The sequence below is a fragment of the Poriferisphaera corsica genome (genome assembly GCF_007747445.1).
Lineage (GTDB): Bacteria > Planctomycetota > Phycisphaerae > Phycisphaerales > Phycisphaeraceae > Poriferisphaera > Poriferisphaera corsica.
Genome location: NZ_CP036425.1, coordinates 3,070,881 through 3,094,967, shown reverse-complemented (window position 1 = coordinate 3,094,967; position 24,087 = coordinate 3,070,881). Strand labels below are relative to the sequence as shown.

Genomic DNA, 24,087 nt, shown 5'->3' with positions numbered 1-24,087 from the left:
GATGAATGTACGATGGGCTGTGATAGGTTATGGGGTGTTTTTGGGGATCGGCTTGCCGTGGTATTGGCGGTGGGTGGGGGGTGGTATGGATGTCGTTTTTGGGGTGCCGATGTGGGTGTTGGTGAGTGTGCTGGCGGCTACAGGATTGGCGGGGTGGACGGTTTGGGTTACCTATACGCTGTGGACTAATCAGGCATTAGATGATGAGGTGGGCGAGTCAGAAGATTTGAGGAGGGGCGGCTGATGGGAGGTGTGAATCAAGGTGGGTATGGTGTGGGCGGGGTTGTGTTTATGGTGGCGTATCTGCTGTCGCTGCTGTTGGTTGGGTATTGGGGGTATTTGAAGCGAGGCGAGAAGACGCTGAGCGATTTCTATCTGGGCGGGCGCGGGGTTGGTTTTTTTGTGTTGTTGTTTACGCTGTATGCAACGCAGTACAGCGGTAATACGTTGTTTGGTTTGGTTGGGGGTGCGTATCGTGAGGGATGGGTTTGGTTACAGTTTGTTTACATTATGATGATGGTGGTGGTGTTTTATTTGTTGTATGCGCCGAAGTTGTATCCGTTGGCAAGGCGAGAGGGGTTTGTGACGCCGAGTGATTATTTGGAGATGCGGTATGAGAGTCGCGTGATGAGTTTGGCGGGGTCAGTGGTGATGTTGTATGCGCTTGGAAATTTTATGCTGGCGCAGATGACGGCGATGGGGAGGGCGTTTGAAGGAGTGTTGGGGGATTGGGGCATGATGGAAACAGGTGCGAATGCGGGGATCGGTTGGACGTTTTTGTTGGGAGTGGTGGGGCTGGCGCTCGTGATGTTGATCTATGAGACACTGGGCGGGTTTCGTGCGGTGGCATGGACGGACATGATTCAGGGGTTGGTGATGCTGTGCGGATTTGGTGGTGTGATGGTGTTGATTGTTTGGAAGTTTGGTGGGATGGGCGCTGTGACGGAACGGATGATGTCGGGAGATATGATGGATCAGTTGAAGGTGCTGCCGCCGGGGGTGAGTGGGAATCTGAGGTGGATGAGTTATGTGCTGGTGGCGGGGATTGGGGCATCACTATATCCGCAGGCAATTCAGCGGATTTATGCGGCGAAGCAGGTTGCTGTTTTGAAAAAAAGTTTGTGTGTGATGGTGTTTTTGCCGCTGTTTACAACGCTGGTAATGGTGGTGATTGGGGTCTATGCGACGGATAGGTATGAAGGCCTGAGCGGGGCGAGCGCGGACAAAGTTTTTGCGGTGATCTTGGGTGATATACAGGGCAGCGGGTTTGTTGGATATTGTCTGTCGGTTTTGCTGAGTGGTGCGGTCGTGGCGGCGATTATGTCGACGGCTGATTCGGCGCTGCTGACGATGTCGAGCATGATTACGAAGGATTTTCTAGGGAAATATGACTTAAAAGAGGCAACGTTGATGAGGATCGGGAAGGTGACAGCATGGGTATTGGTGGTGTTGCTTGGGGGGGGTGCGTTACTACTTGAGGCGACTGATTTAGATTTAACGTTGATCGATTTGCTGGATTTGAAATTGGAAGGGTTGGCGCAGCTTGCTCCCGCGTTCATGTTGGGGATGCATTGGAAAGGGCTTCGCTCGGAGGGGGTGTTGGCTGGGCTTATCGCGGGGTTGGCTGTGATGCTGGCGCTGCGGGTCATGCTGGAGGATGGGCGGCTGTTTGATGTACATGCTGGGTTGTATGGGTTGGCGATGAATGTGTGTGTTGCTGTTGGGGTGAGTTGGATCTTGAATCGGTCTAATGGAAGGTTAGTCGGTTGATGATTGATCGGGATCTTGTTCAATGGGGAATGGGATGTGTGATGCGCCGAGGATGCCAAGGGTTCGCGGGTCTTGGATGTAGGCTACGATGTTGGTGTTGATGGGTTTAGCGTCATTGGGGAGATTGATGACGAGCTCGCCGTCGAGGTGCTGCTCGGAGAATGGGATGGTGTTGTAAGTTCGGACAACAGCGCAATGGGGGAGGCTTTTTCCTGCGTTTTCGCCTGCTTCTACTTTGGTGGTGATGGCGTCTTCGGCAGAGGCGATGAGGAGGTTGAGGCGATAGCTTTCGGGATCGTAATTGGGGAGCGGCATGATTTTGAATGAGACGAGTGTTTTGTCAGAATTTTTAGGGTTTGTTTGCGCGGTGAGGCTTATCTGGAAATTAGGCATGGTTGTAAGAGCGACTTTGATTTGGCGATTGGCGAGTCGTTGGTTTGATCCGACGAAGCCGTTCATGCCGTTGACGATCATTTGAGGGGTGTAGACGGTGGAGGCGTTCCAGGCGCGGGCGTATTGGCGTTGGAGTTCAGAGAAGTTGTGCGATGAGAATGGATCTTTCCAGCCGAGGTGGTCCCAATAATCGACATGGAAAGAAAGGGGGTAGAGGGGGCGATTTTTTTTCTTGGCGTTGTCGGCGAGTTGCTGAAGAAGCGCGTCGGCGGGTGGGCATGAGGAGCAGCCTTCTGAGGTGAAGAGCTGGACGAGGGCGAATGGGGCGGGAGAGCCTTCAGTGGTGGAGGTGTAGACGTTGGACCGGGCTGGTGAAGGGGGACGCTCTTCTTGTTTTTTAGGGAGTTCATCGGAGCCGGGTGAGGATTTGGGATCGATGTGGGAGTTGTAGTTGTTGGATGCGTTGTGAGAGGAGCGTGATGAAGAAGTTGGGGATGAGGTGGATTCTCCTGCGGTGAGGTTTGGGGAGGCGATGAGGAGCGTGAGAGAGGTGATCAGGAAGGCGGCGGGCAGGAGAGGGAGTATGTAACGCATCTGGTGGCTCCTATGGATGGAGAGAGAGTAAGACTGGACCAGTGCTTAATTGTTGGGGAGATGGTTTTATTTCGCCTTGAGGATTTGGGGGTGGTGGGATGAGGGGAGGAGCGGTGTTATTGGGGCGTATGGGAGGTGAAACGCTTGGGGATTAAATGAGCGATGAGGTTGTAGAAGCCAAGAGCCGCGAGGGGGATGGTCAGCGGGAGGTAGCCGTCACGGAAGCGGGGGGAGCCGTAAAAGATGAGTGTGGTGAACAGGAGTGAGAGCAGGATCAGCAGGGTGATGATGGTGAGAGGTGTGGGAGGGGATTTTAGAAGTGCGGGGATGGCGATGAGGATGAGGAGGAGTGTGATGAGCCAAGTGGATTCAAAGGCGAGGGCGGTGGTTTTGTTTTCGGTGATCGGCCACGTGTAGAAGGGGATGATGAGGTGTGCGATTTTTTTAATTGAGAGCTTTGCGATGAAAGCGGGGTTGTTTTTGATGAAAGTAAGGGCGTTGTTGTGGGCTTGTTGATCGGTTTGTACTTCGTTACCGGTGAGTGGAGAGACTTCGGCGGAGAGGCGGGAGGTGGGGAGCCATGAGCCTTGGTGGATGGAATCGTTGATCAGGAGTTTGTTGTTGGCGCCCCAGAGCGTGTGGCCAACGTTTGTGGCGAGGGCGGGTTTGTGTAGTTGGATGGTGTTACGGATGACCCACGGGGCGAGGATGAGCATGAGGGCGAGTAGGTGAGTGGCGGCGGGTTTGAGGATGGGTGCAAGAGACTGCTCGTGTCTATGCGACAGATAGGCGAGGTAGACGATGTAGATTGAGAACAGTGGATATGCGAAGATGAGCTGGCCACGAGAGAGGATGGCGAGACCTGCGGAGAGGCCAGCGGTGAGATGAAGGGACAAAGTAGGTTTGATGTTGTGTTGCTGATTATGAATAGCGGCAAGAGTGAGGGCGAGGGAGAGTGCGAAAAAAAAGATGAAGGGCGTTTCGGAGACGAAGTGGAGAGGGTAATAGGCGTGGGCTGGGCAGAGCGCGAGCGCAAGTGCGGCGATGAATGCGATGAGTTTGGGTTTGAATGCGTAGCGGCAGATGAAGTAGATGGGGATGATGGTGAGCGAGGAAAGAAGCGAAAGCCAAATGCGTGCGACGGCGAATGAGCGGCCAAAGATGAGGTATGGGGGGAGGAGGGTGAGAGATGTGCCGGGCGATCGGCGGGCGGTGGGTGAGTCGTTGGGAAGTGTGTAGCCTTGGCCGGTTGCGAGGCGATGGGCGAAGAGTTCATAGTCGAGTTGATCGGGTTGAGCGCCGGCATCAGGCGGGGAGGTGAGGCCGACGAACTGGTGGGTGAGGGCGATGCGAATGGTGAGGGCGAGAAGTATGATGAGCAGAAGTGTGATGAGGGTGAGCCAACGTGATGATTGGGCTGGCGAGGATGAAGTGAGCTTGGGTGATGTCGTGGCTTGGGTGCGCATAATGAATCTCGTTAAGTAGGTGGACTTAAAGAGATTATCGAACGAGTGGATTGTGATGGGGTAGGGGCGCGTTGGGCGTCCGGTAATGCAAAGAGTCGGGGTGGTGGATGAGCGTATGTCAGGTGAGGTTAGTTGATCGAGGGTGAGATTTGAGAATCAGACAAAGCTGATGATTGCGATTGCGGGGCGTGTTCATCTTCGGGGTCATGGCGGTTGGTGGGGGAAAGGACCACGATCTGCCAGAAGTCAAAGAGTGAGATTTTGTAATGGTAGAGGGTGTGGAGTTTGGAGTCTTCGAGGCATTCATCGAGTGGGAGGTCGGAACGCCAACCGATTTTGAGGAAGAATGGATTGAGGATGTGCTCCCACCATCCAATGAAGGGGTTGGCGGATTGGAAGTGGTTGAGGATGACGATGCGGCCTGTGGGTTTGATGAGGGTTTCGGCCCAACGCAGGAGCTTGGCGGGTTCGGAGACCACGGAGATGGTGTGGGTGATGATGATGTGGTCAAAGGATTGCGGGGCGAAGGGGGGGAACATGGCATCACCCTGAACGAGTGAGCAGTGGGTGAGATTATTTTCTTGTATTTTTTCGGCTGCTTTTTCGAGCATGCCGCCGGAGAGATCCATGCCGACGACGGTACAGTTTTTGGGGTAGTGGGGGAGCGTCATGCCGGTGCCGACGCCGATATCGAGGATGAATTCGCCGGGCTTGGGTCGGATTTGTTTGACAGCGTGTTTTTGTCGTGAGTGAACGAGTTGGCCGAAGGTGTGATCGTAGAAGGAAGCCCAGAGGTCGTAGAGCTTTGCAGAGTAGCGTTCCTTCATATTGAGTTTTTTAGGCATGGGGTGAATCTCTGTAGTGATGGTCGGGTCGAATCATGAGGCAGGTTGATTGGCGAGATCTGTCGCGGTTTGAATGATCTGTGGTGCGACACCACCTTGCATGAATTCGGAGGCCAAATTGCCTTGTTTATCGTAGATCAGAATAGCGGGGACGACGAGGTCGTTCCAGTTTTCCCCCATGGCATCCACGATGGATTCCTGGATATCGGAGGTGGGTGCGATGTATGCGTCTTGAAGTGCATGGTTTTTGTTGAGGAAATCAATGGCTCGCGAGCGGTATGGCTCGATATTGGCGTCGAATGAGACGGTGATGAGGCGGACTTTCTGTTGATCGACGAGGGGTTGCAGGCCTTGATGGATTTTGGGGAACATTTCGATGCAGGGAACGCACCAGGTGGCCCAAAAATCGACAACAACTACCTGATTCTTGGCGGCGGCATTCTTGATGATCTCTTGCAGGCCTTCAGAGGAGATGTCAGGGAGCTGATTTTCAGTTTTAGCGGGTTGATCAAGCAGTTCGGGCGGAACGCCTTTGGCAGAATCAGCTTGCGATGGTTGGGATTCACCTGAGCAGGCGGTAAGTGTGAGGGTTGATATTAGCAATACACAAAGTGATAAGTATTTATTAGTAAATCGTTTGTGAAATTTCATCGTTCGCTCTCCTTGGAAAGAGCAGGGTAAAATATCGACCTGAAAGATATCGGGCCGCGTGGGGTGATTAGTTGATAAACCAGCGGTTGGGGGGATGTTATTCCGTGAAATGACAGGTGAGTTTAAGGATGAGGTGGAAATGAGATCAACAAAGGGAGATGGAGAGGATCGTTGGGGAGGTTGGGGCTATTGAAATTGGGGAAAGTGTGGGTGTTCGCCTGTGATGGGTGAATGGGGTAGGATTTTGGTATGAAGCTGATTGTTAATGGTGAAGAAAAAGTAACGGATGTCACGACGGTTCGTGGGCTGGTTGTTGAGTTGGGTTTGGGTGAGCAGCCGGTTGCGGTGGAGGTGAATAAGGTCGTTGTGCCGCGTCGTGAGCATGAGGCAAAAGAATTGAATGAGGGGGATGTGGTGGAGTTGGTGACATTGGTGGGTGGTGGGTAAGTCAGCGGGTTGGGATGGGGATTGTGGGATGAGATCAAACACGATTAAGGATATCAAAATGAGTGAAGTAAAAAGCGATGTATTTGCAGATAAAGAATTGGTGGTGGGTGGCCGCGTGTTGAAATCCCGGCTGGTTGTGGGGACGGGGAAGTATGCGAACTATGAACAGATGCAGGATGCACTTGAGGTTTCTGGTGCAGATGTGATTACGGTTGCGGTGAGGCGTGAGCGGTTGTTGGATTCGGAGGGGCGTTCGCTGTTGGACTTCATTGATACGGATAAATACACGATTTTGCCTAATACTGCGGGCTGCTTTACAGCAGAGGATGCGGTGCGTGTATCGCGATTGGGCCGCGAGATTTTGGATCAGATTGATAATCCGGGTAAGGACTGGGTGAAACTTGAGGTCTTGAACGACAAGAAGACATTGCTGCCTGATCCTGTTGGGACGCTTGAAGCGTTGAAAGAATTGGTGGCTGACGGGTTTAAGGTGCTGTGTTATACGAGTGACGATCCTGTGATGGCTTGCAAGCTGAAGGAAGCGGGTGCTGCGAGTGTGATGCCGGCCGGTTCGCCGATTGGGTCAGGGCAGGGCGTGCTGAATCAGAACAATATTCGGATCATTTTGGAGTTGCTTAAAGAAGGTGATGAAGATTATCCAGTGATCGTAGATGCGGGTGTTGGCACGGCAAGCGACGTGATGATTGCGATGGAATTGGGAGCGGATGGTGTTTTGTTAAACACGGGTATTGCGCATGCAAAAGAGCCGATACGGATGGCTCGAGCGATGAAAATGGCGCTGCAAGGTGGGCGTGATGCATATTTAGCGGGGCGTATTGATAAGAAGCTTTATGCGACTGCGAGCAGTCCGTGGAGTGGTGTCATTAGTTATATCCCGGGTGAATGACACTGTTTATAAGATGTTATTGGGGTGGATGGGGGTATTGTGGAGTTAATTGAGGGGGATTGTGAGGGTGGAAAATGATAAAATCTTGCGTTTTAGAGACCGTGAGAATACAGCCACTGTTTTTAATTCGCTATGATGGTGTCGATCCCTGAGGGTATAGCAAGAGGTGTGAGCACATGGACGAAATCAAGAAGAATTATGAAGAATGGGCCACCAAGTATGATGGACAGGAGAACAAAACGCGAGATTTAGGCGAACAGGTTCTAGAAGAATACGAAGATCTGTTCGAGGATGCGGTGGTTTTGGAATGCGGTTGTGGCACTGGCCACAAGACGCAATGGATTGCTGATCGCTGCCTGAAGGTTGTCGGTGTGGACTTCTCTGAGAAGATGCTTGAGATTGCTCAAGAGAAGGTCAATGGCGAGCACGTTGTGCTTCTGCAGCAAGACCTGAATGATGAGTGGATGGTCGAGGATGGCGTTGTGGACGTGATCGTCTTCAATCTGGTACTCGAGCATATTGAGAACGTAAAGCACGTTTTCAAGGAAGCTCACCGGGCGCTCAAAGATGGTGGCGGCATGCTGATCGCTGAGTACCATCCAGACAAGCAAGCTCAAGGCAAGGGCGCGACTTATGTGAACGATGAAGGTGAGCAGGTTGCGTTGCCGACATATCCGCATACAGAAGATGAATTTGCTAAGGCTGCTGAAGGCGTTGGTTTTGAATTTGTCGAACTGAATGACTGGAAAGCAGACGATGATGAAGAGCCGCGTTTGCTTTCAATGCTGTTTGTGAAGTAAGCAGCAAATAGATGAATAAAATAAAAACTGCGAGCGTTTATAGCTCGCAGTTTTTTTATGCAATTGATGTGTGTCCGGGCTTACTTGCTCATTGCGATGACAGGAGCGGCTTGATTTGGTGTGTGATCAATTGTGGATGTGACATGCGTGGGTGTTTGAATTACTTCTGAGGTTGGCTGAGGTACGATCTCAGTTTCAATTGTGGCATCTCCTTGCAGGATTGAGAAGTCGGCTAGGAGAGCATAGATGCTGATGACGAGGATCACGAGTAAGACAGCAACGGGCTTTGCAAAACGCCAAGGCGTCATGTCGACCGCGCCGGAATCTTCTAATGTCCAAGGCGTCTTAAGCGGTGCGATGGCACCGATGATGAGCATGAGGACAACGAGAATAGCGAAGACGAGGCCGATGAAGTGGAAGTTGTGTAGGTATGTTTGAAGGAAGGTTGAGGCTGGCTCGAAGAAGTAACCGATTGAGAACATGATCAGACCAACAACGAGTGCAACCTTAGCTGCGATTGGCGGGTTGCGCTTGGTGAGCAGGCCAACAACGACAACAGCAAAGATGGGGATGAAGTAGATGGCGTTCATCTTTTGGAGGTAGCCAAAGATGCTGTCTTGGCCTTGCAGGAGGCCGGCGCCGATCATGGCAGCAATCGCGATGATCCAGCCAAAAACTTTACCTGACTTAACGACGGTCTTTTCGTTGGCGTTGGGGCGGAGTGTATTTTTGTAGAGGCCGAGTGAGAAGAGGGTGCAGGTTGCGTTGAGTGCGGAGTTGAAGGATGAGAGGATGGCGCCAACAAGGACGGCTGCAAAGAAGCCTGTGAGTGGAGCAGGGAGAACCTTGCGAACGAGCATGCCATAAGCATCGTCTTGTGCGATACCTTGACCTGCGAAAAGATAGGCCGCGATGATACCGGGGAGGACGAGGTAGATCGGGCCGAGCAGTTTAAGACCGCCTGTTAGAAGAACACCTTTTTGACCTTCTTTTAATGATGATGCGCCAAGTGTACGTTGAATAATTTGCTGGTTGGTACACCAGTAGAAGAGGTTGAGGAGGATGACGCCGGTGAAGAGTGTGTCGAAAGGCGTATCGTGCGTTGCCGCACCAATGGAGTTGAATGTGCTTGGTGGTGCAGCCTCTTTAAGTATTTGGAAATTCTGAAAGATGTTGCCGTCAGAAACAGCTTGCAGGCCGAAGATGACGATCATGAAACCGCCGACCAGTAGACCGAGGCCGTTAATGGTGTCGGAGACTGCGACAGTACGAAGGCCGCCCCAGAGCGCATAGATTGAGCCGATGATACCGATGATGAAGATGAGAAGCCAAAGGTTTACGGAAGCACTTTGTATGCCGGTGATCTCGGCGATATTGAGCATGCCCACAAGGCCTTTCGCACCCGAGTAAAGAATGATCGGCAAGAGGATGAGAGCATATGCACCTAAGAAGATCAGATTCGTTATGGTGCGCGCGCCGCGATCGTAGCGTTTTTCAAGGAATTCAGGCACAGTTGTGATACCAGCTTTGAGAAAGCGTGGTAAGAAGAAGGTGGCCATGAGCGCGAGTGCGACTACGGCAATCACTTCCCACGACATGACGGAGATGCCATCACGGAATGAAATACCGTTCAGGCCGACCATCTGTTCTGTCGAGAGATTGGTTAGAAGTAATGAACCTGCAATCACGGGGAAGGTCAATGATCTGCCGCCAAGAAAGTAGCCTTTTGAACTAGCGTGATCATCTTTATGAGTAATGAACCACGTAATGATTGCTACGAGAGCTGTAAAAAAAATGAACGAAATAATTGTTAGCATTTGACCCTACTTTCAATGTGTGAGTGCTGTGAACAAACATGTGATTGCAGCAATAAAAAATATGAGCAGAAAAAATGAATACAGGCTACAGATCAACCTTTGGCAGAATATTTCAGCGGTATAAGTTCGTCAAGGTGTCACTGTATGAGATGATTGGGAAGATAGAAGCGGCGTGTTAACTCGTAATAAGAAGCATATTTGCATGTTTGTTGAATATGGATTTTGTCCATACCAAGAGACCAACACAGCATCTCATTAATACCACGCAAGATAGCATGAAAACCACTTATAATGTCTGTAAACCCAAGTCTTCTTTTTTTGAGATTGTGCTTGACGGAAAGAGCGCAAAATATTGCTTAATAATTATGGGTTAATACTTAGAAATGTAAACCGATTATGTCGCAAAAAAACAGCTAAAGTTTGGACTAAATTATCTGCCATATCTACTAAATAAATTAGTTGTGATCACCATGTCTCAACACGTTTTTTGAGTTGCGTGATGAAGTTCTTCCAAACAACCTCTTCTTTTTTAGTTGCATCAATGACGAGATATTTATCTGGGTTAGCTTCGGCTTGGTCGAGGAATCCTTGCCGTACATTGCGATGGTAGTCTGCACCCTTAAGCTCCATGCGATCAGAGAACAGGGACATTTGTGTGGTTTCGAGATGTTTCTTTCGCTTGGATTTGCCGACGAGTCTGTGCTGTGCGGTCAGTTCGTCGACATCGAAGATGACCGTTAGGTCGGGCCAAACGTCTTGAAGCGCAAACTCACCGACGGCCATAATGTCAGACGGATCAAGGCCGCCCGCAGCACCTTGGTACGCGAGTGTGGAGGATATGAATCGGTCGACGAGGATCAGTTGCCCGTCCATCATTGAAGGCTTGATGCACTCTTCCGCAAGCTGCGCGCGTGAGGCCATATAAAGCAGCATCTCACAGCGGAGCACCATTTCATCGTTCGCGGGATCGAGCAGGATTTCTCGGATTTTTTCGCCAATGGATGACCCGCCAGGCTCACGGACTTCGCAAGTCTCGATGCCATTGTCATGCACAAATTCGGATAGGCGGCGAAATTGCGTAGATTTCCCGGATCCATCCGGGCCGTCAAAGACGATGAATCGGGATCGGAGGTTGTAAACCCATTTGCTTGAAGCGTCCTTCTTCTTGCTCTTACTCATACTAACAAGGATATCCGAAGTTTTTAGCTGTTGCAGGCGGGAGCGAAATGAGCCTCCGAATGTGGAATTTATCGCATGATTCGACTGGAAAACAGGAAAAATAGGCAAGTAGTGAAGGTTTTAGTGCAAGATTTGGGGGTGGATGTTGGGCCTGATGCTCCGGTAAATATGGCAAAAGAGCCTGGCGAAGCGTACGAATAGGCTTGGCCAAGCTCTTTACCCGTGGTTGGACCCCCTGCACCACGATACAGGTACTACTGAATCACTTATATGAATCGAACAACTAAATTCGAGCAAAAACATACGCTCGATATGCAACTGGTGGGTGTGTCGTGAACGTCATTTTACGCAAAATCACCGCAAAAGCCGAGACATCAACCGAGAGGGACGACTAGATCATCGAACGAATCAGATATTCACAATGTATGGGGATGTGGCTCAGGCATGGGGGGAGGCTAGATGCGACGCCAAGTTGCCTGGACTCTCGAGGCAGGGAGAATCTATGAACCGGGAACAAACTTTCATCCTTGTTGGTAGTTTTAATCGGACGTGAACCTGGGATATCATGAATAATTTTGCAAAAAATTGCGTTTTTATCGGCTGTCTCAAGTCCACTTCATAACTTCTCCGTCACACACCATTATTGGCGAACAAAACTGGCTATTTTAACGTTAGTTGTTATGACCCACGTGAATATCGCTACGATATATTGGTGGCCAATAACCGATGCGATCTGCTCAAAACACGCATCAAAAGGAATGTGAGTGATTTTGTATGAGAGATGAGTATCTGAAGCCTTACCGTAAGGCTGCTCAACAATGTGGAAGTGATTTCGGCGTTACGCTCTGGGCTAACGAGAAAACCCAGCGTCTGCGATTTCAGGTATTCACAGAAATGTGTTATATGGCAGGCAAGCGTGTGCTTGATGCAGGCTGCAGCCGCGGCGATTTGGCGGCCTATCTCATAGAACGTGAACTCCATTACGCACATTACACCGGCATTGACGGTATTGAAGATGTCATTCAATTTGCTCAAAATCGTAAGCTGGGCAATACCACCTTCATCGCCGGTGATTTTGTGGCAGACGGCTCTCTGTTCAAGCAAAATGACCCTCAAGTCATCACAATCTCCGGCACACTCAACACCATGAGCGATAAGGAAGCGTTACGCGTTCTCGATGCTGCATGGAATGCCACCTCACAAACGCTTCTCTTCAATTTTCTCTCGGACCGTGTGAGCAAAGATGCGCCCAAACAAGGTTGGCCCGCTCGTCGTCTACCCGCTCTAAAGCTTCTCGATTGGGCGCTCAGCGAAACGCCACTCGTCAGCTATCGGCAGGATTATTTCCCCAACGGCCATGATGCAACCATCATGATGGCGAAGCAGCAGCCACAATAACCAAAAATTCTTTACAGGGGCAACCCGTTTCACTCAACAGGAATGATTTTATGAATAGGTCTATTCAGGTGTTAGTTACCGTCGGTTTGCTTTCTATCGGCGGCATGCTGGGGCATCACTTCAGCTCAAACAGCAACTCACAGCAACGCTCAATGTTCACTCAATCCGCCGTTGCAGCTAGCGATGAGCTTACGCAATCCGAAACGCTGAGATCGGATGAACAGTACGTTGTCAATCTTTTTAAAGAAGCATCCGCGGGCACCGTACACATCAATACGATGGGACGCAGAGTCGATCTTTGGACAAGGCGCGCATACGAAGTCCCCCAAGGATCGGGCAGCGGCTTTATCTGGAGCAAAGATGGGATCATCATCACCAACTATCATGTGATTAGGCAAGCCACATCCGCCAAAGTCGTTCTCAATGACGGTACGGAATACAAAGCGGATTTGCTCGGTGTATCGCCCAACCATGACCTTGCCGTTCTGAAAATCGACACTGAAGGTGAATCGCTTCCTACACTTGAACTCGGGCTAAGCGAGAATCTTCAAGTTGGGCAGGATGTTTTTGCGATCGGCAACCCCTTTGGTCTTGATCAGACGCTCACCACGGGCATCATCTCCGCGCTTGGCCGTGAAATACGCGGTGCCGGCGGTATGCCCATTGACGGGGTGATCCAAACGGATGCGGCTATCAATCCCGGCAATTCTGGCGGCCCACTGCTCAACAGCCGTGGCAAAGTCATCGGCATCAACACCATGATCGTAAGCACCAGCGGGTCAAGTGCTGGCATCGGTTTTGCTGTTCCTATTGACACGGTTCAGCGTGTCGTTCCTCAAATCATTGAGACCGGTAAATATCAGCCGGCGCAGCTCGGGATTGCCGTCGATCAACGTGTTAATATTCAGATACAACGACGGCTTGGCATTGAAGGTGTTGCGGTTCTTGCAGTCAAAGAAGGCAGTACGGCTGAAGCAGCGGGTCTGACCGGCCTTGTCCGTAAACAGGGCAGGGTGCAGATTGGCGATGTCATCACCGCAATCAATGGTGAACCCGTTAAAAACGTTGGCGATTACATGCAGATTCTCGACAAACTGAAAGATGGCGATGTCATTCGTCTAGATATTCAACGTGAAATTGAGATCGTTGAGATTGAAGTTGAGTTAGAGTAAATCGTCTTGAAATTGAACACAAAAACGAACCTCCATCTTGATGATGGGGGTTTTGTTTTGTTAAATTCTATTCATTGATTAGTGCCGTGTGATAACAACACCCGCGGTATGTCCACCAAATCCAGCTGCAAATGCGGCATGCGAGCCTGTTCTGGCAATCGTTTTCTGTTCTGCTGTGATATGCAGAGGTGCATCGTCAACCTGAAGTGGTTGATCAATCCAAGGCATTGGCGGCAATTTGCCTGTCTGCAAGCTCAGCCCCGCCGTCACAAGTGAAACCAACCCCGCTGCGCCTAATCCGTGCCCTAACGCGCCCTTGATCGCATATAGCGGTATTTTGTCTTGATTATGATCAGTCTGCTTCAATGCATGGGTTAGAGCAGCCAGTTCAGCCGGATCATGATCAGGCGTTCCAGTCGCATGTGGATGAATTACGTCGATTTGCCGCCCCTTAAACATTTTTTTTGCAACATGAGCGAGTTCCGGCATGGTCGGGTTTGATCGGATCATGTCATACCCTGCCGCGCTGATCCCCGTATCCGTTAGCTCAATCTCACCTGCTTTTGGTTTTTCACCCGGCTTCAATCTCCGTAACACAATCGCCGCGCCAAACTCAGACAGCATAAACCCACCACGTTTTTCATTCAGCGGCGTCTGCCGGTAGTCATCCACTGTTGTTTTCGCTAAAACACCCAGCCGCTTATACGAGTAAATAAACTGCGGTGTTAGTGCTGCCTCTGCTGTCAGAATCATACAAGCATCCGGCAATTCCGACCGATGCTGCAAATCGTTCCTCGCAAAGTGTAATGCCGTCAGCGAAGACGCGCACGCTGCGACAGTATGCGATACCGGCCGAATTTTGAGTCGACGTGCCAAGTGGTAATTCAAATACTGTTGTGGCCCCATCGCTACCGCCAATGGGTAATCAAAACCCGACTTGCCCATTGCAGCGGTTGAATAGACTTCAGGATATTTCCGTTTCCCGCTCAGAAGCACCCCGTCATCGTGTGATTTGGTTGCCTTAGCCAGCGCATGTACCGCACCTTTTGATGTCGCGATATATGTCGGCAACCCCTCCAAAGGGACTCCCGCACCTGCCGCCGCTTCTCTCGCTGCCCGTTCAGCCAGCTCCAAAGAAGGGTCAATTTCGTTATGTTGGGCAACACAGACACTGCCGACAGCTTGAACAAGATCCACCGGCGCGATATTTGTGGGTAACTCGCCCAGCCGTTCTGGAAGCGTGCGGCCAGCTAAAAGCGATCGAAAACTTTCCCACGCCGATAAGCCCAGCGGCGTTATTAACCCCATGCCAGAAATCACAATCCGGGGGAGTTCACACTCAGTATTTTTACAGAAATCAGCCTTCACTGCTCGAAAAAGCCTGTTTTGGAGTGATTCAAGGGGCGGGAAGATGCCCGGTTTGAGCATCTCAGGCACATATTGTAGCGGATTTACTGAACCATTAATAAACCAGCCGAGTATTACTTCTCACGCGTGAGACTATCGCGGATCATCTGTTTATTTCGACAGGTGGAATTTGCGATCTTACTCATTGGAAAGGTGAAGAAATTCCTTTTGCTCTGGGTTGCAACTCGCAACTATAATGTCGCCATGTTCGGACAGGATGTCCTAACTGACACGAGGAAGGGTCGGATCGACCGACCCGGGAGCCGACGGTCATGAATCGGCAAGCAGCGTTAAACCAGAACAAACACGGGTGGGGATACGCTGTTGTTCTCAAATCACCACAAGCCTGTGTGATGCCCATTCGACCGTCAAGCAGATTCACTTGTAGCGATGAATCTGCTGGTAATCAGCCTATGCTGCTGACTGCTCCTCCTCCTAACACATGAAAGTTTGGTGCTGATGAAGTTCGACCAAAGATTTATCAAGGAATCTGGTCACGCTGTCTATACGGGGAATGAGCTGCTGGTTAAAGGCGCTCTTGAGGTGGAAGGCGGGATGCATCTGGTGACCGGATATCCCGGCTCACCGATCAGCGGCGTCTTCGATACCATGGGCAGCCTCTCCGAGTTGCTCGAAGAAAACGGTATCGTCGCGCGCCTCGGCGCAAATGAAGCAATCTCTGTCGCCATGCTCAACGGCCTGCAAATGGTCGGGGGTCGTGGTATGGTTCTCATGAAAAGCGTCGGCCTCCACGTTGCTTCTGACGCACTCGCCCTCGGCGTCCTCGCCGAAACCAAACCTGAAGGCGGCGGCATCATTGTCACGGGTGACGACCCTTGGTCGGACTCCACACAAGTACCTGCCGACTCTCGTTATCTCGCCGAACACGTTCGCATGCCCATCCTTGAGCCAAGTTGTGGCCAGGAAATGAAAGATTGGGTCAGCATTGGTCTCAAAATCGGCCAAGCCGGACGCATCTATATGGGCCTCCTCGTCACCACCGCCCAAGCTGACGGCGGCGGCTCCGTTGAAGTTCAGCCTAATCAATATCCCGTCGTCAACGAAAAACACAAAGTCGCTCTCTCATACGAAGAAGACGTGCTCCCTAATGTGGATCGCACCGTCCTGCTTCCGCCACGTACATGGCTGGAAGAAATCCGTATGACCGAACGTCACGATGCCGTTAAAAAATCCGCCCGCGATTTCGGCGTCAACAAAATCCTCTACCCCACACAGCGTGGTGAACGCGTTCCGCTCGGCTTCATCGCCTCCGGTAACGCCTATGGCTACCTTGCCCACGCGCTCAGCGAAATGAACCTTCTCGGCCGCATCCCTATCCTTAAGTTAGGCATGCCGTACCCTGTCTGTGAAAATATCGTTGGTGAATTTATCAGCCAATGTGATCAGGCCATCGTCGTTGAAGAACGCCGCGGCTTCGTCGAGAACCACATTCAGGCCATCGCTGCCCAACTCCGTCAAGAACAAAACATCAACTGTGAAATCTACGGCAAGCGTTTCCCGCTCGGCCTCGATGGTTTCCCAGCAACACGCGGCCTCAACCCATCACTCATCATCCAAATCCTCGTCCCGCTTCTCCGCGCACACCCAACTCTCCCCATTGAGTTCACCAACGGCAACCTCACCACAGAACTCGAACGCATCGAAGCCGCAAACAACATCAAAGTAAATCTCCCCACACGCTCACCAACCTTCTGCCCTGGTTGCCCGCACCGTGATTCATCCAACGTCTTGCTTGAGCTCCGCGCCGATCTCCTTGACGCAGACTACATGGAACGTCATCACCGCCGCAAGCCAGTCGATCTCGTCGCTCACGGCGACACCGGCTGCTACACCATGCTCATGTTCCCACCCAACGAGCCACTCATGCAGAACTACTCCGGCATGGGCCTCGGGGGCGCAACCGGTGCGGGTGTCGACCCCTTCATCGATAACAAACAAATCGTCTTCATGGGTGACGGCACCTTCTACCACTCCGGTCAGGTCGCCATCGGTCAATCCATCTATAACGGCCAAGACATCACCTACATCATTCTCGAAAACTCAACCACCGCCATGACCGGCCACCAGCCTCATGAATCAAACGACGCCGACATCATGGGCCGCGTCACTAACGCACTCGACATCGAACGCATCATCAAAGGCCTCATCCCCAAAGAGATCACCAACGACGTTAAGCTCGTTCGCATCAACCCAGCCGATCGTGATCGTTACCGCAATCTCCTCGAACAGACCGTGCTATCCAATGGCGTCAAAATCGTCATCGCCGATAAAGAATGCGGCATCAAATACCATCGCCGCGCTCGCACCGCCGAACGTGCCGAAATCAAAGAGAAAGGTTTCCTCTCCAAGAAAACCTACATGAATGTTGCCGAAGAAGTCTGTGAATACTGCCTCGAATGCACCTCAACCACAGGCTGTCCAGCACTCAAAAAAGTTGACACTGACTACGGCGCCAAAATCCAAACCGACTTCTCGACCTGTGTGAACGACGGTGCATGCGCACGCATCTCCGCCTGTCCATCCTTTGAAGAAGTCACCGTCATTCGTCAGTCCCCAGAACGTATGGGTGATCTCTTTGTGGATCTAGATTCGCTTCCCGATCCCCCAAAACCCGTTCACGCGGATCAAGATATTTGGCGTGTCCACCTTGCAGGTGTTGGTGGTATGGGTATCGGCCTTTGCCGTGCGATCCTCCTTTTCGCAGGTCAGGAAATGGGCTACAACGTTCAATTCCTCGACAAGAAGGGTATGGCCATTCGCTCCGGTGGCGTTTTCGGTCAACTCGTCTACACACGAAGTGAAGGTGTCGTCGACAACGGTACCGCAGGCCTCCGTCTCCGCGCCTCGAATCAGTTCACTACTCCCGTTATCCCCTACGGCAAAGCCGACCTTCTGCTCGGCCTCGACATGCTCGAAGCCTGCCGCGCTATCGACCCCAAAGCGCCATACCGCGTAGCTTCATCCGACAAAACTTCAGTCGTACTCAACACAACCGATACCCCGACGGTTCTCGCCATGATGGGCCGTGACGAACTTGATCAAGAGAAACTCGAAAAATCTCTCCGCGATAACTCACAATCCGATCACTTCTTCTCCGCCAGCATCGGCGACCTCTGTGAACGTGTCCTCGACAACAAAGTTTACGCAAACGTCATGATGCTCGGCATCGCCTTCCAGCTTGGCTATCTCCCACTTAAACGTGACGCCCTCGAATTGGCCATCCGCAAAGTCGCAGGTAAAGAAGCCGACCGCAACCTCCGCGCTTTCGGCATTGGCCGCAAGCTCGCACTGCACCCCGAACTGTTCGAAGTTTTTGCCCGCCACGAATATGAGTCTGCCAAACAGGCGCTTAGACGTAAAGTCAACACGCTCCGCCTCTGGTTCAAAGGCTCGAAGGGCGAAAAGCTTTCCAAGCAATTCCGAGTACTCATGAAGCACACCTTCCGCGCAACTCGCGGCATGCGTGTCCCCGATCAACTCCTCCGTGACGTCATCATCCGTACCTACGACTGTCTCATCTGGGGCGGCATCGAGTACGCCGAGCGTTACTGCCTCAGGCTTCAGCAGATCTTCCACAAAGATCACCCCGAATACGGTTTTGAAATCACACGCGCCGTTGCCCACAATCTCGGCAAAGTGATGCTCATCAAGGACGAAATCTACGTCGCAGCTCTTCTCACAAACCCCGAGAAATACCGTCGCGATCGTAAACGCTTCAACGTCAACCCTGAGCGCGGCGACCGCATCGTCTACAAACACCACAACAAGCCCGAATTCGATCTCTTTGGCCGTCCAATTTCTTTCGAAATCAAAACACGTGACTGGATGCTTCGTCTCATGTCCGGCTGCCGCTTCCTCCGATCCGTTATGCCTCAATGGCATAAACGCGAGAAAGCCTTCCGTGACTGGTACGAAACACTCGTCGATCGTCTCGATTGGCATGGCGAACGTGATTACCAACGTTGGCTCTCAATCCTCAATGTCCCCGAAGACGTCCGCGGTTACCGTGAAGTCCGTTACCCTAAAATGGAACGCGCTAAACGCTTAGCTGAAATGTACTTCGATACGCCGCCTGATCAGTTCGAAGCCGCCTCCAAACGTGATGTCGACAACGTCACCAGTATCGAATTGCCAATTGTCTATCCAGCCAAATAGTCACGCGTTATAATAAAACCTAGTCATATGAATCAAACTATGCATCGTTCGCATCGTCGGCTTTTTATTGTTTAAATTACATTGACATATATATTCAATCTATCAGACAGTTAGAATATCTATAAACTCGCCGCCGCAACTACGTAATCGCCATTGTTAGTTTCTCAAGCAACGTTCTCGATGTGTCACATCCGAACTGGAGATATCACATGGTCTACGAAGTCCGTCAGGTCGACATATCAGCCCGCCTCCTCGGTGTTGCTCCCGTACTTTTAGTTGAGGACGTTCGTGCTGCCGCCGCTCACTACCGTGAAAAACTCGGTTTCGAATACGAATCTTTCTTCGGCAAGCCCGCCAACTTCTGCATTATCCACCGTGACGGTTGCTCCATCATGCTCTGTCAAACCAACGATAAACAATCTATCATTCCTCACTATCGCGTTGTCGATCGCCTTTGGAATGCGTATTTCTGGGTCGATAACGTTCAGCAACTCTATAGCGAAATGCAATCACGCGGAGCCACGATCGACTACGGTATCACCAATACACCCTATGGCATCCAAGAATTCGGAATCCAGGATCTTGACGGCTACGATATTGGCTTTGGGCAAATCATGGACTAATCATCCATTAGATTTATTTGGAAAGATGTGAATTTGTAACCTGCTACCAAAAATGTATGAATCTTCTTCAGATTTTTATATCGATCCCAATCGCCGCGTGATATAGGCAATAATTTGCTTCGTTTTTCGCAGGATGAACACGGTATAAACTGTTTCGCCTTTACCTCGTAATCGCATCTGCACAGTATCAGGGTTGACCACTTTACCCCTTGTTTTTACCTCAACTAATCCCCCATCATGCGCCGCTAACCACCGCTTGACTCGTGTTTCTTTCCACCCCATTGTTTCAATTAACTCGAATCCCCGTATAAACGGATCGCTCACTGTAGCATTCCCCGTTAGCAGTCCCAACTTCTCATGCACAACCTTCAACCCCGTTCTTTCAGCCAGCTCATTCATAAGCCCTGCACGTTCAACACTCGGATCAACCGTATATAAGTATCGACTCTCACCACCAATATAATCAGCGATTAGACTCTCCTCTCCGCCACATAGCTCATGCACCTCCTCTCCATCCACCATCGTTGCCCGTTTTTCGCACTCAGCAAGCTCTCCCACCCAAGCAATCCCCTGCACCAATCGCCCCCTTTCACTCACATACTCAAGCTCACATTCAAACGGCAAATCCTCCGCATACACCGACGGCGCCAACTTAATACACCCACCACGATTTTTCTCAACCAATCTCTCAATAAACTCCGGCCCCGGCTGTAAATCTTCATAATGCCACATCCGCTTCCCGCCCCAATCATTTTCCCGTCTCGCCGGATCCAGATGAAATACACCATCCACCCACTGCCGCTCTATGACATCACATACCTCTACCGCACACCCCGTATTCTTCTCGCACATCCACGCTCGAAGCGCATCCATCTCATAGCCAATCACCTCACCCGCAACACCTTTGATGCTCAACATGTCCCCACCAATCCCGCAACATAAATCCCAAACCCTTGCCTGCCCCGTAAATCGCTTCGCTTTATGCTTTCCCACCGCCCACGATGATGCCATCTCCACTCCCGCCACATCTCCGTAAAATCTCTCACTGATTTCAGGAAACTTCAACCTCGCCTTTGCCCTCGCCGTAACCAACTCAATCGCCGCTCTTACAGAATCCGCATCATACTTCTTTCTAAGCTGCGATATCCGCGCCGTCGCCTGTCGCGGATCAGCATACGCAAGCCCCGCCTGCTCCAGCAATTCGTCAGTTAGTCCCGCATAAATGGGTATCTGTGCTTCACGCAATGCTTATGCATCCTTCAAATAAATACACCAAAGAACGCATTGTATCCCACCCTCACTTCTTCCGCATGCCCATCTCTACATCCGGTTATACCGCGACAGCAAATCCGCAATATGCGGCTGCACCGGCCGTATCTTCAGCGATTTACGCCACATCTCCGCCGCCTCATCTCGCCATAATTTATTCTCGCGCCCCTCTTGAATATATCGCGTCATCAAGCACGCCCCAATCCCATTCATCGCCGCCGTATCATTCTCATCAATCACCAACGCCTTGCGGTAATGTCCCAACGCTTTCACAAATCGTTTCGATTTAAAGTACGCATACCCCATCCGCTCATGAGCCGTCGACGACTGCTCTCGCAATGTATAAGTCTCTAATACAGTGATAGCCCGCTTGTAGTTCCCCAAATGAATATGTGCATCACCCAGCCCCAGCAACACACGCTCATTCAAATCACCAAGCTCTGCCGCTTCACGATAACAATCAATCGCCTTACGATATTCTTTCATCATCGCATAGATCGAAGCAAGATTTGTCCATGCCTCCTGATGTTCCGTATCAAGCTCCGTCGCACGCTTCGCATATCTCAATGCAATCTCTGGCTGCTCCATCTGCATATACGCCCCAGCAATATCACGATTCGCCACAAACGAGCTCGGCTCAATCGCCAACGCTCTCAAATATACCTTCACCGCCTCACCAAACTCCGACAGCAAATGATGCATGACCGCCAATGAATACTGCGCATCGAAATGATTCGGATCAACCTTCGTTGCCCGCGTATAAGCACGCTTCGCTAATTCATAATTCCCAATCTCCCGGTAGACATCCCCCATCCCCATATGCGCCTCAATCAGATCCGGATTCTCCTCCAACGCCATCCCAAATTCCGCCAGCGCCGTGTCGATATACCCCATCGCCATGTACTGTTCCGCTTCATCCGCCCGTCTCTCCGCTGATGCCAACAGCCGCGCCTCTTCACGCTCTTCCTGACTCGCAACACAGCCCACACTCATCCCCATCACAATCACCACACCACACAACGCACACACCAACACCCCACGCTTCCAAAAAACCGTTGACCTGTTCATCACGCTCAACCTTAATCCCGAACGGGCATGCACTACTTATGACATCATTCAAAACACAGAACTACATACCGCAATATCATAAACGATCCTTTTCCTAATTGTGCTACTTTCTGCCTTTCTAGCCGCCTCATCCCAAATCCCATCACCGCATAACCCTTACCCTTTACCTCATTTCACATCTCCACACAGATCCCCTTCAACATCTCCAAATCCACACTGAAATATGAGATTTCCTCCATTCCCGAATACAATACCCCTCATGCGAATAGCCATCTCACAAATCAACCCCACCGTCGGCGACCTCCGTGGCAACACCAAGCTTATCCTTCGTGATATCAGCCGCGCCAAAGACCGCAACGCCCAGATCATCATCTTCCCCGAGCTCGCCCTCATTGGCTATCCCCCCAAAGACCTCCTCCTCAAGCCCCGTGTCATCAAGCAATGTGCCGACCTCGTCGAACACATCGCTCAATCCTGCACTGGGATCACCGCCTTCATCGGCTACCCCATCGCCTCACCCAAAGGTGCCGGCCACCTCCTTCAAAACGCCGTCGCCGTCTGCGCCGATGGCCAAATCCAAAATCACCACGTCAAAACCCTCCTCCCGAACTACGACGTCTTCGACGAGCGTCGTTACTTCGAACCCGCCGACACCCCAACCCTCACCACCATCGACAACCAAAACCTCGGCATCTCCATCTGTGAAGATCTCTGGAACGAACACGACGTCTTCGAACGCCCCCTCTATCATCTCAACCCCGTCGACCAACTCGTCGACTTCGGCGCCGACATCCTCATCAACGCCGCCGCCTCTCCCTACGTTCTCGGCAAGCACGAGTTTCGACTCAACCTCATGCGCCACGTCGCGCGAAAGCACCACAAACCCATCGTCTACTGCAACCAGGTCGGCGGCAACGACGAACTCGTCTTCGACGGTAACTCCTGTGTGATCAACGCGAGTGGCGAAATCATCGCTCACGCCAAAGACTTTGAAGAAGATCTGCTCATCGCCGATTTGCCGGACAAAAATAGTGAAAATGATCGCCTTGAAGGCCGCATCGAACAACCTAAGACCGGCCTCAACTCCGTCTATCATGCGCTTACCCTCGGCTTACGCGACTATGTCCGTAAATGCGGCTTCACCAAAATCGTCCTCGGACTCTCCGGCGGCATCGACTCCGCACTCACCTGCGCCATCGCCGTTGACGCCATCGGGAAAGAGAACGTCATCGGCATCGGCATGCCCTCTCGCTACTCATCCGACGGTTCCGTCTCCGATGCTGAAATCCTCGCGTCTAACCTTGGCATAGACTTCCACGTCATCCCCATCGAGCAAGCCCACACCGCCTTGGAATCCATGCTCACCGATTTGTTCAAAGACACCCAGCAAGGCGTTACCGAAGAAAATATCCAGGCCCGCATCCGTGGCAACGTCATGATGTCCATTTCAAATAAATTTGGCGCACTCCTTGTCACCACCGGTAACAAGTCTGAAATGGCTGTCGGCTATTGCACTCTCTACGGCGACATGTGTGGCGGCTTCTCTGTTCTCTGTGACGTTCCTAAAACGATGGTCTACGACCTATCTCGCTGGATCAACGATTCTCCAGACTCGCCGCTTCTCAAACAATACAACCTCCCCGTCATTCCCGTAGACACAATCACCAAACCTCCATCAGCCGAACTTCGCCCCGACCAGAAAGATCAGGATTCTCTCCCCGATTACGAAATCCTCGACGAGATCGTTGAACGCTATGTCGAAAAGGAACAATCTGCAGCTCATATCATTGATGAGACAGATTTCGACAAAGATATCGTCCTGCGTATGGTGCGGCTTATTGATCTTAACGAGTACAAGCGTAGGCAAGCCGCTCCGGGCCTCAAAATCACTGGCCGCGCTTTCGGCTTCGGACGCCGCATGCCTATCGCCCAGCGTTACGACAACCGCTGGTCTGTCGGCGATTAATTACGATCATCTGATTTTTAATTCACACGCAAATATTTATGTTGGTCTGTGGATGATTTATTGCGCATGTGACTTGCAGAAAACTGAGCAAAACGTGCGCACATTAATATTGACTGTGCGCGCAAATACGTCTTATTTT

Annotated in this window: 19 protein-coding genes; 10 read left to right on the top strand and 9 right to left on the bottom strand. The window is 51.3% G+C overall.

The window, feature by feature from the left end; all coding sequences use genetic code 11:
• Position 1: 1 nt before the first annotated feature.
• Both KS4_RS12730 and KS4_RS12725 read left to right on the top strand, forming a co-directional pair.
• Positions 2 to 244: a hypothetical protein gene (locus KS4_RS12730; protein WP_145078715.1), complete on the top strand. Its 243-nt coding sequence runs from the start codon at positions 2 to 4 to the stop codon at positions 242 to 244.
• A complete protein-coding gene (locus tag KS4_RS12725) occupies positions 244 to 1,770 on the top strand; it encodes a sodium:solute symporter family protein (RefSeq protein WP_145078712.1) in 1,527 nt (508 codons plus the stop codon). The genes KS4_RS12730 and KS4_RS12725 overlap by 1 nt, the downstream gene beginning before the upstream one ends.
• Here KS4_RS12725 and KS4_RS12720 read toward each other — a convergent pair.
• The 4 genes from KS4_RS12720 to KS4_RS12705 form a co-directional block, all read right to left on the bottom strand.
• Entirely contained in the window at positions 1,759 to 2,757 is a 999-nt protein-coding gene (locus tag KS4_RS12720; RefSeq protein ID WP_145078710.1) for a DUF1223 domain-containing protein, read from the bottom strand. The genes KS4_RS12725 and KS4_RS12720 overlap by 12 nt on opposite strands.
• Before the next feature lie 116 nt (positions 2,758 to 2,873).
• The gene (locus tag KS4_RS12715; protein WP_145078707.1) at positions 2,874 to 4,223 is read right to left on the bottom strand and encodes a glycosyltransferase family 39 protein; all 1,350 of its coding nucleotides are present in this window, start codon (positions 4,221 to 4,223) and stop codon (positions 2,874 to 2,876) included.
• Between the two features lie 128 nt (positions 4,224 to 4,351).
• Positions 4,352 to 5,068 (bottom strand): class I SAM-dependent methyltransferase, encoded by a 717-nt coding sequence (locus KS4_RS12710; protein WP_145078704.1) that lies wholly within the window; start codon positions 5,066 to 5,068, stop codon positions 4,352 to 4,354.
• A 33-nt stretch (positions 5,069 to 5,101) separates the two neighbouring features.
• Complete coding sequence (locus tag KS4_RS12705; RefSeq protein WP_145078701.1) at positions 5,102 to 5,719, bottom strand: TlpA family protein disulfide reductase; 618 nt, start codon at positions 5,717 to 5,719, stop codon at positions 5,102 to 5,104.
• A 249-nt stretch (positions 5,720 to 5,968) separates the two neighbouring features.
• On the opposite strand from KS4_RS12705, the gene thiS reads away from it, so the two are divergent.
• From thiS to KS4_RS12690, 3 genes are all read left to right on the top strand, one after another.
• The gene (gene thiS, locus KS4_RS12700; protein WP_145078698.1) at positions 5,969 to 6,166 is read left to right on the top strand and encodes a sulfur carrier protein ThiS; all 198 of its coding nucleotides are present in this window, start codon (positions 5,969 to 5,971) and stop codon (positions 6,164 to 6,166) included.
• A 58-nt stretch (positions 6,167 to 6,224) separates the two neighbouring features.
• Positions 6,225 to 7,073 carry a thiazole synthase gene (locus KS4_RS12695; RefSeq protein ID WP_145078695.1) on the top strand — a complete coding sequence of 283 codons (849 nt, stop codon included), beginning with the start codon at positions 6,225 to 6,227 and terminating at the stop codon, positions 7,071 to 7,073.
• Between the two features lie 176 nt (positions 7,074 to 7,249).
• Positions 7,250 to 7,873 (top strand): class I SAM-dependent methyltransferase, encoded by a 624-nt coding sequence (locus KS4_RS12690; protein ID WP_145078691.1) that lies wholly within the window; start codon positions 7,250 to 7,252, stop codon positions 7,871 to 7,873.
• Positions 7,874 to 7,953: 80 nt separating this feature from the next.
• Here the strand turns inward: KS4_RS12690 and KS4_RS12685 are convergent, their stop codons facing one another.
• Together KS4_RS12685 and tmk are read right to left on the bottom strand one after the other, a co-directional pair.
• Entirely contained in the window at positions 7,954 to 9,690 is a 1,737-nt protein-coding gene (locus tag KS4_RS12685; protein WP_145078688.1) for a solute:sodium symporter family transporter, read from the bottom strand.
• A gap of 465 nt (positions 9,691 to 10,155) precedes the next feature.
• Positions 10,156 to 10,869 (bottom strand): dTMP kinase, encoded by a 714-nt coding sequence (gene tmk / locus KS4_RS12680; protein WP_145078685.1) that lies wholly within the window; start codon positions 10,867 to 10,869, stop codon positions 10,156 to 10,158.
• 774 nt (positions 10,870 to 11,643) lie between these two features.
• On the opposite strand from tmk, the gene KS4_RS12675 reads away from it, so the two are divergent.
• Positions 11,644 to 12,267 carry a methyltransferase domain-containing protein gene (locus KS4_RS12675; protein WP_145078682.1) on the top strand — a complete coding sequence of 208 codons (624 nt, stop codon included), beginning with the start codon at positions 11,644 to 11,646 and terminating at the stop codon, positions 12,265 to 12,267.
• 50 nt (positions 12,268 to 12,317) lie between these two features.
• Positions 12,318 to 13,439, top strand: a complete 1,122-nt coding sequence (locus tag KS4_RS12670) for a S1C family serine protease (protein WP_145078679.1) — start codon at positions 12,318 to 12,320, stop codon at positions 13,437 to 13,439.
• A 78-nt stretch (positions 13,440 to 13,517) separates the two neighbouring features.
• On the opposite strand, the gene KS4_RS12665 is transcribed toward KS4_RS12670, so the two are convergent.
• On the bottom strand, positions 13,518 to 14,867 hold the full coding sequence (locus tag KS4_RS12665) for a beta-ketoacyl synthase N-terminal-like domain-containing protein (protein WP_145078676.1): 1,350 nt from the start codon (positions 14,865 to 14,867) through the stop codon (positions 13,518 to 13,520).
• A gap of 438 nt (positions 14,868 to 15,305) precedes the next feature.
• Between KS4_RS12665 and KS4_RS12660 the strand changes: the two genes are divergently transcribed.
• Both KS4_RS12660 and KS4_RS12655 read left to right on the top strand, forming a co-directional pair.
• Entirely contained in the window at positions 15,306 to 19,022 is a 3,717-nt protein-coding gene (locus KS4_RS12660; protein ID WP_145078673.1) for a DUF6537 domain-containing protein, read from the top strand.
• A 209-nt stretch (positions 19,023 to 19,231) separates the two neighbouring features.
• Positions 19,232 to 19,645, top strand: a complete 414-nt coding sequence (locus KS4_RS12655) for a VOC family protein (protein ID WP_145078670.1) — start codon at positions 19,232 to 19,234, stop codon at positions 19,643 to 19,645.
• Positions 19,646 to 19,720: 75 nt separating this feature from the next.
• Here the strand turns inward: KS4_RS12655 and KS4_RS12650 are convergent, their stop codons facing one another.
• Both KS4_RS12650 and KS4_RS12645 read right to left on the bottom strand, forming a co-directional pair.
• A complete protein-coding gene (locus KS4_RS12650; protein ID WP_145078667.1) occupies positions 19,721 to 20,890 on the bottom strand; it encodes a THUMP-like domain-containing protein in 1,170 nt (389 codons plus the stop codon).
• 75 nt (positions 20,891 to 20,965) lie between these two features.
• A complete protein-coding gene (locus tag KS4_RS12645) occupies positions 20,966 to 21,982 on the bottom strand; it encodes a tetratricopeptide repeat protein (protein ID WP_145078664.1) in 1,017 nt (338 codons plus the stop codon).
• 259 nt (positions 21,983 to 22,241) lie between these two features.
• Between KS4_RS12645 and KS4_RS12640 the strand changes: the two genes are divergently transcribed.
• On the top strand, positions 22,242 to 23,948 hold the full coding sequence (locus KS4_RS12640; protein ID WP_145078661.1) for an NAD+ synthase: 1,707 nt from the start codon (positions 22,242 to 22,244) through the stop codon (positions 23,946 to 23,948).
• Positions 23,949 to 24,087 lie beyond the last annotated feature (139 nt).

Bases quoted from the DNA above. Each gene is read 5' to 3' on its own strand.
- KS4_RS12730 (WP_145078715.1), top strand. From the start codon at position 2: ATGAATGTACGATGGGCTGTGATAGGTTATGGGGTGTTTTTGGGGATC.
- KS4_RS12725 (WP_145078712.1), top strand. From the start codon at position 244: ATGGGAGGTGTGAATCAAGGTGGGTATGGTGTGGGCGGGGTTGTGTTT.
- KS4_RS12720 (WP_145078710.1), bottom strand. From the start codon at position 2,757: ATGCGTTACATACTCCCTCTCCTGCCCGCCGCCTTCCTGATCACCTCT.
- KS4_RS12715 (WP_145078707.1), bottom strand. From the start codon at position 4,223: ATGCGCACCCAAGCCACGACATCACCCAAGCTCACTTCATCCTCGCCA.
- KS4_RS12710 (WP_145078704.1), bottom strand. From the start codon at position 5,068: ATGCCTAAAAAACTCAATATGAAGGAACGCTACTCTGCAAAGCTCTAC.
- KS4_RS12705 (WP_145078701.1), bottom strand. From the start codon at position 5,719: ATGAAATTTCACAAACGATTTACTAATAAATACTTATCACTTTGTGTA.
- thiS (WP_145078698.1), top strand. From the start codon at position 5,969: ATGAAGCTGATTGTTAATGGTGAAGAAAAAGTAACGGATGTCACGACG.
- KS4_RS12695 (WP_145078695.1), top strand. From the start codon at position 6,225: ATGAGTGAAGTAAAAAGCGATGTATTTGCAGATAAAGAATTGGTGGTG.
- KS4_RS12690 (WP_145078691.1), top strand. From the start codon at position 7,250: ATGGACGAAATCAAGAAGAATTATGAAGAATGGGCCACCAAGTATGAT.
- KS4_RS12685 (WP_145078688.1), bottom strand. From the start codon at position 9,690: ATGCTAACAATTATTTCGTTCATTTTTTTTACAGCTCTCGTAGCAATC.
- tmk (WP_145078685.1), bottom strand. From the start codon at position 10,869: ATGAGTAAGAGCAAGAAGAAGGACGCTTCAAGCAAATGGGTTTACAAC.
- KS4_RS12675 (WP_145078682.1), top strand. From the start codon at position 11,644: ATGAGAGATGAGTATCTGAAGCCTTACCGTAAGGCTGCTCAACAATGT.
- KS4_RS12670 (WP_145078679.1), top strand. From the start codon at position 12,318: ATGAATAGGTCTATTCAGGTGTTAGTTACCGTCGGTTTGCTTTCTATC.
- KS4_RS12665 (WP_145078676.1), bottom strand. From the start codon at position 14,867: ATGCTCAAACCGGGCATCTTCCCGCCCCTTGAATCACTCCAAAACAGG.
- KS4_RS12660 (WP_145078673.1), top strand. From the start codon at position 15,306: ATGAAGTTCGACCAAAGATTTATCAAGGAATCTGGTCACGCTGTCTAT.
- KS4_RS12655 (WP_145078670.1), top strand. From the start codon at position 19,232: ATGGTCTACGAAGTCCGTCAGGTCGACATATCAGCCCGCCTCCTCGGT.
- KS4_RS12645 (WP_145078664.1), bottom strand. From the start codon at position 21,982: ATGAACAGGTCAACGGTTTTTTGGAAGCGTGGGGTGTTGGTGTGTGCG.
- KS4_RS12640 (WP_145078661.1), top strand. From the start codon at position 22,242: ATGCGAATAGCCATCTCACAAATCAACCCCACCGTCGGCGACCTCCGT.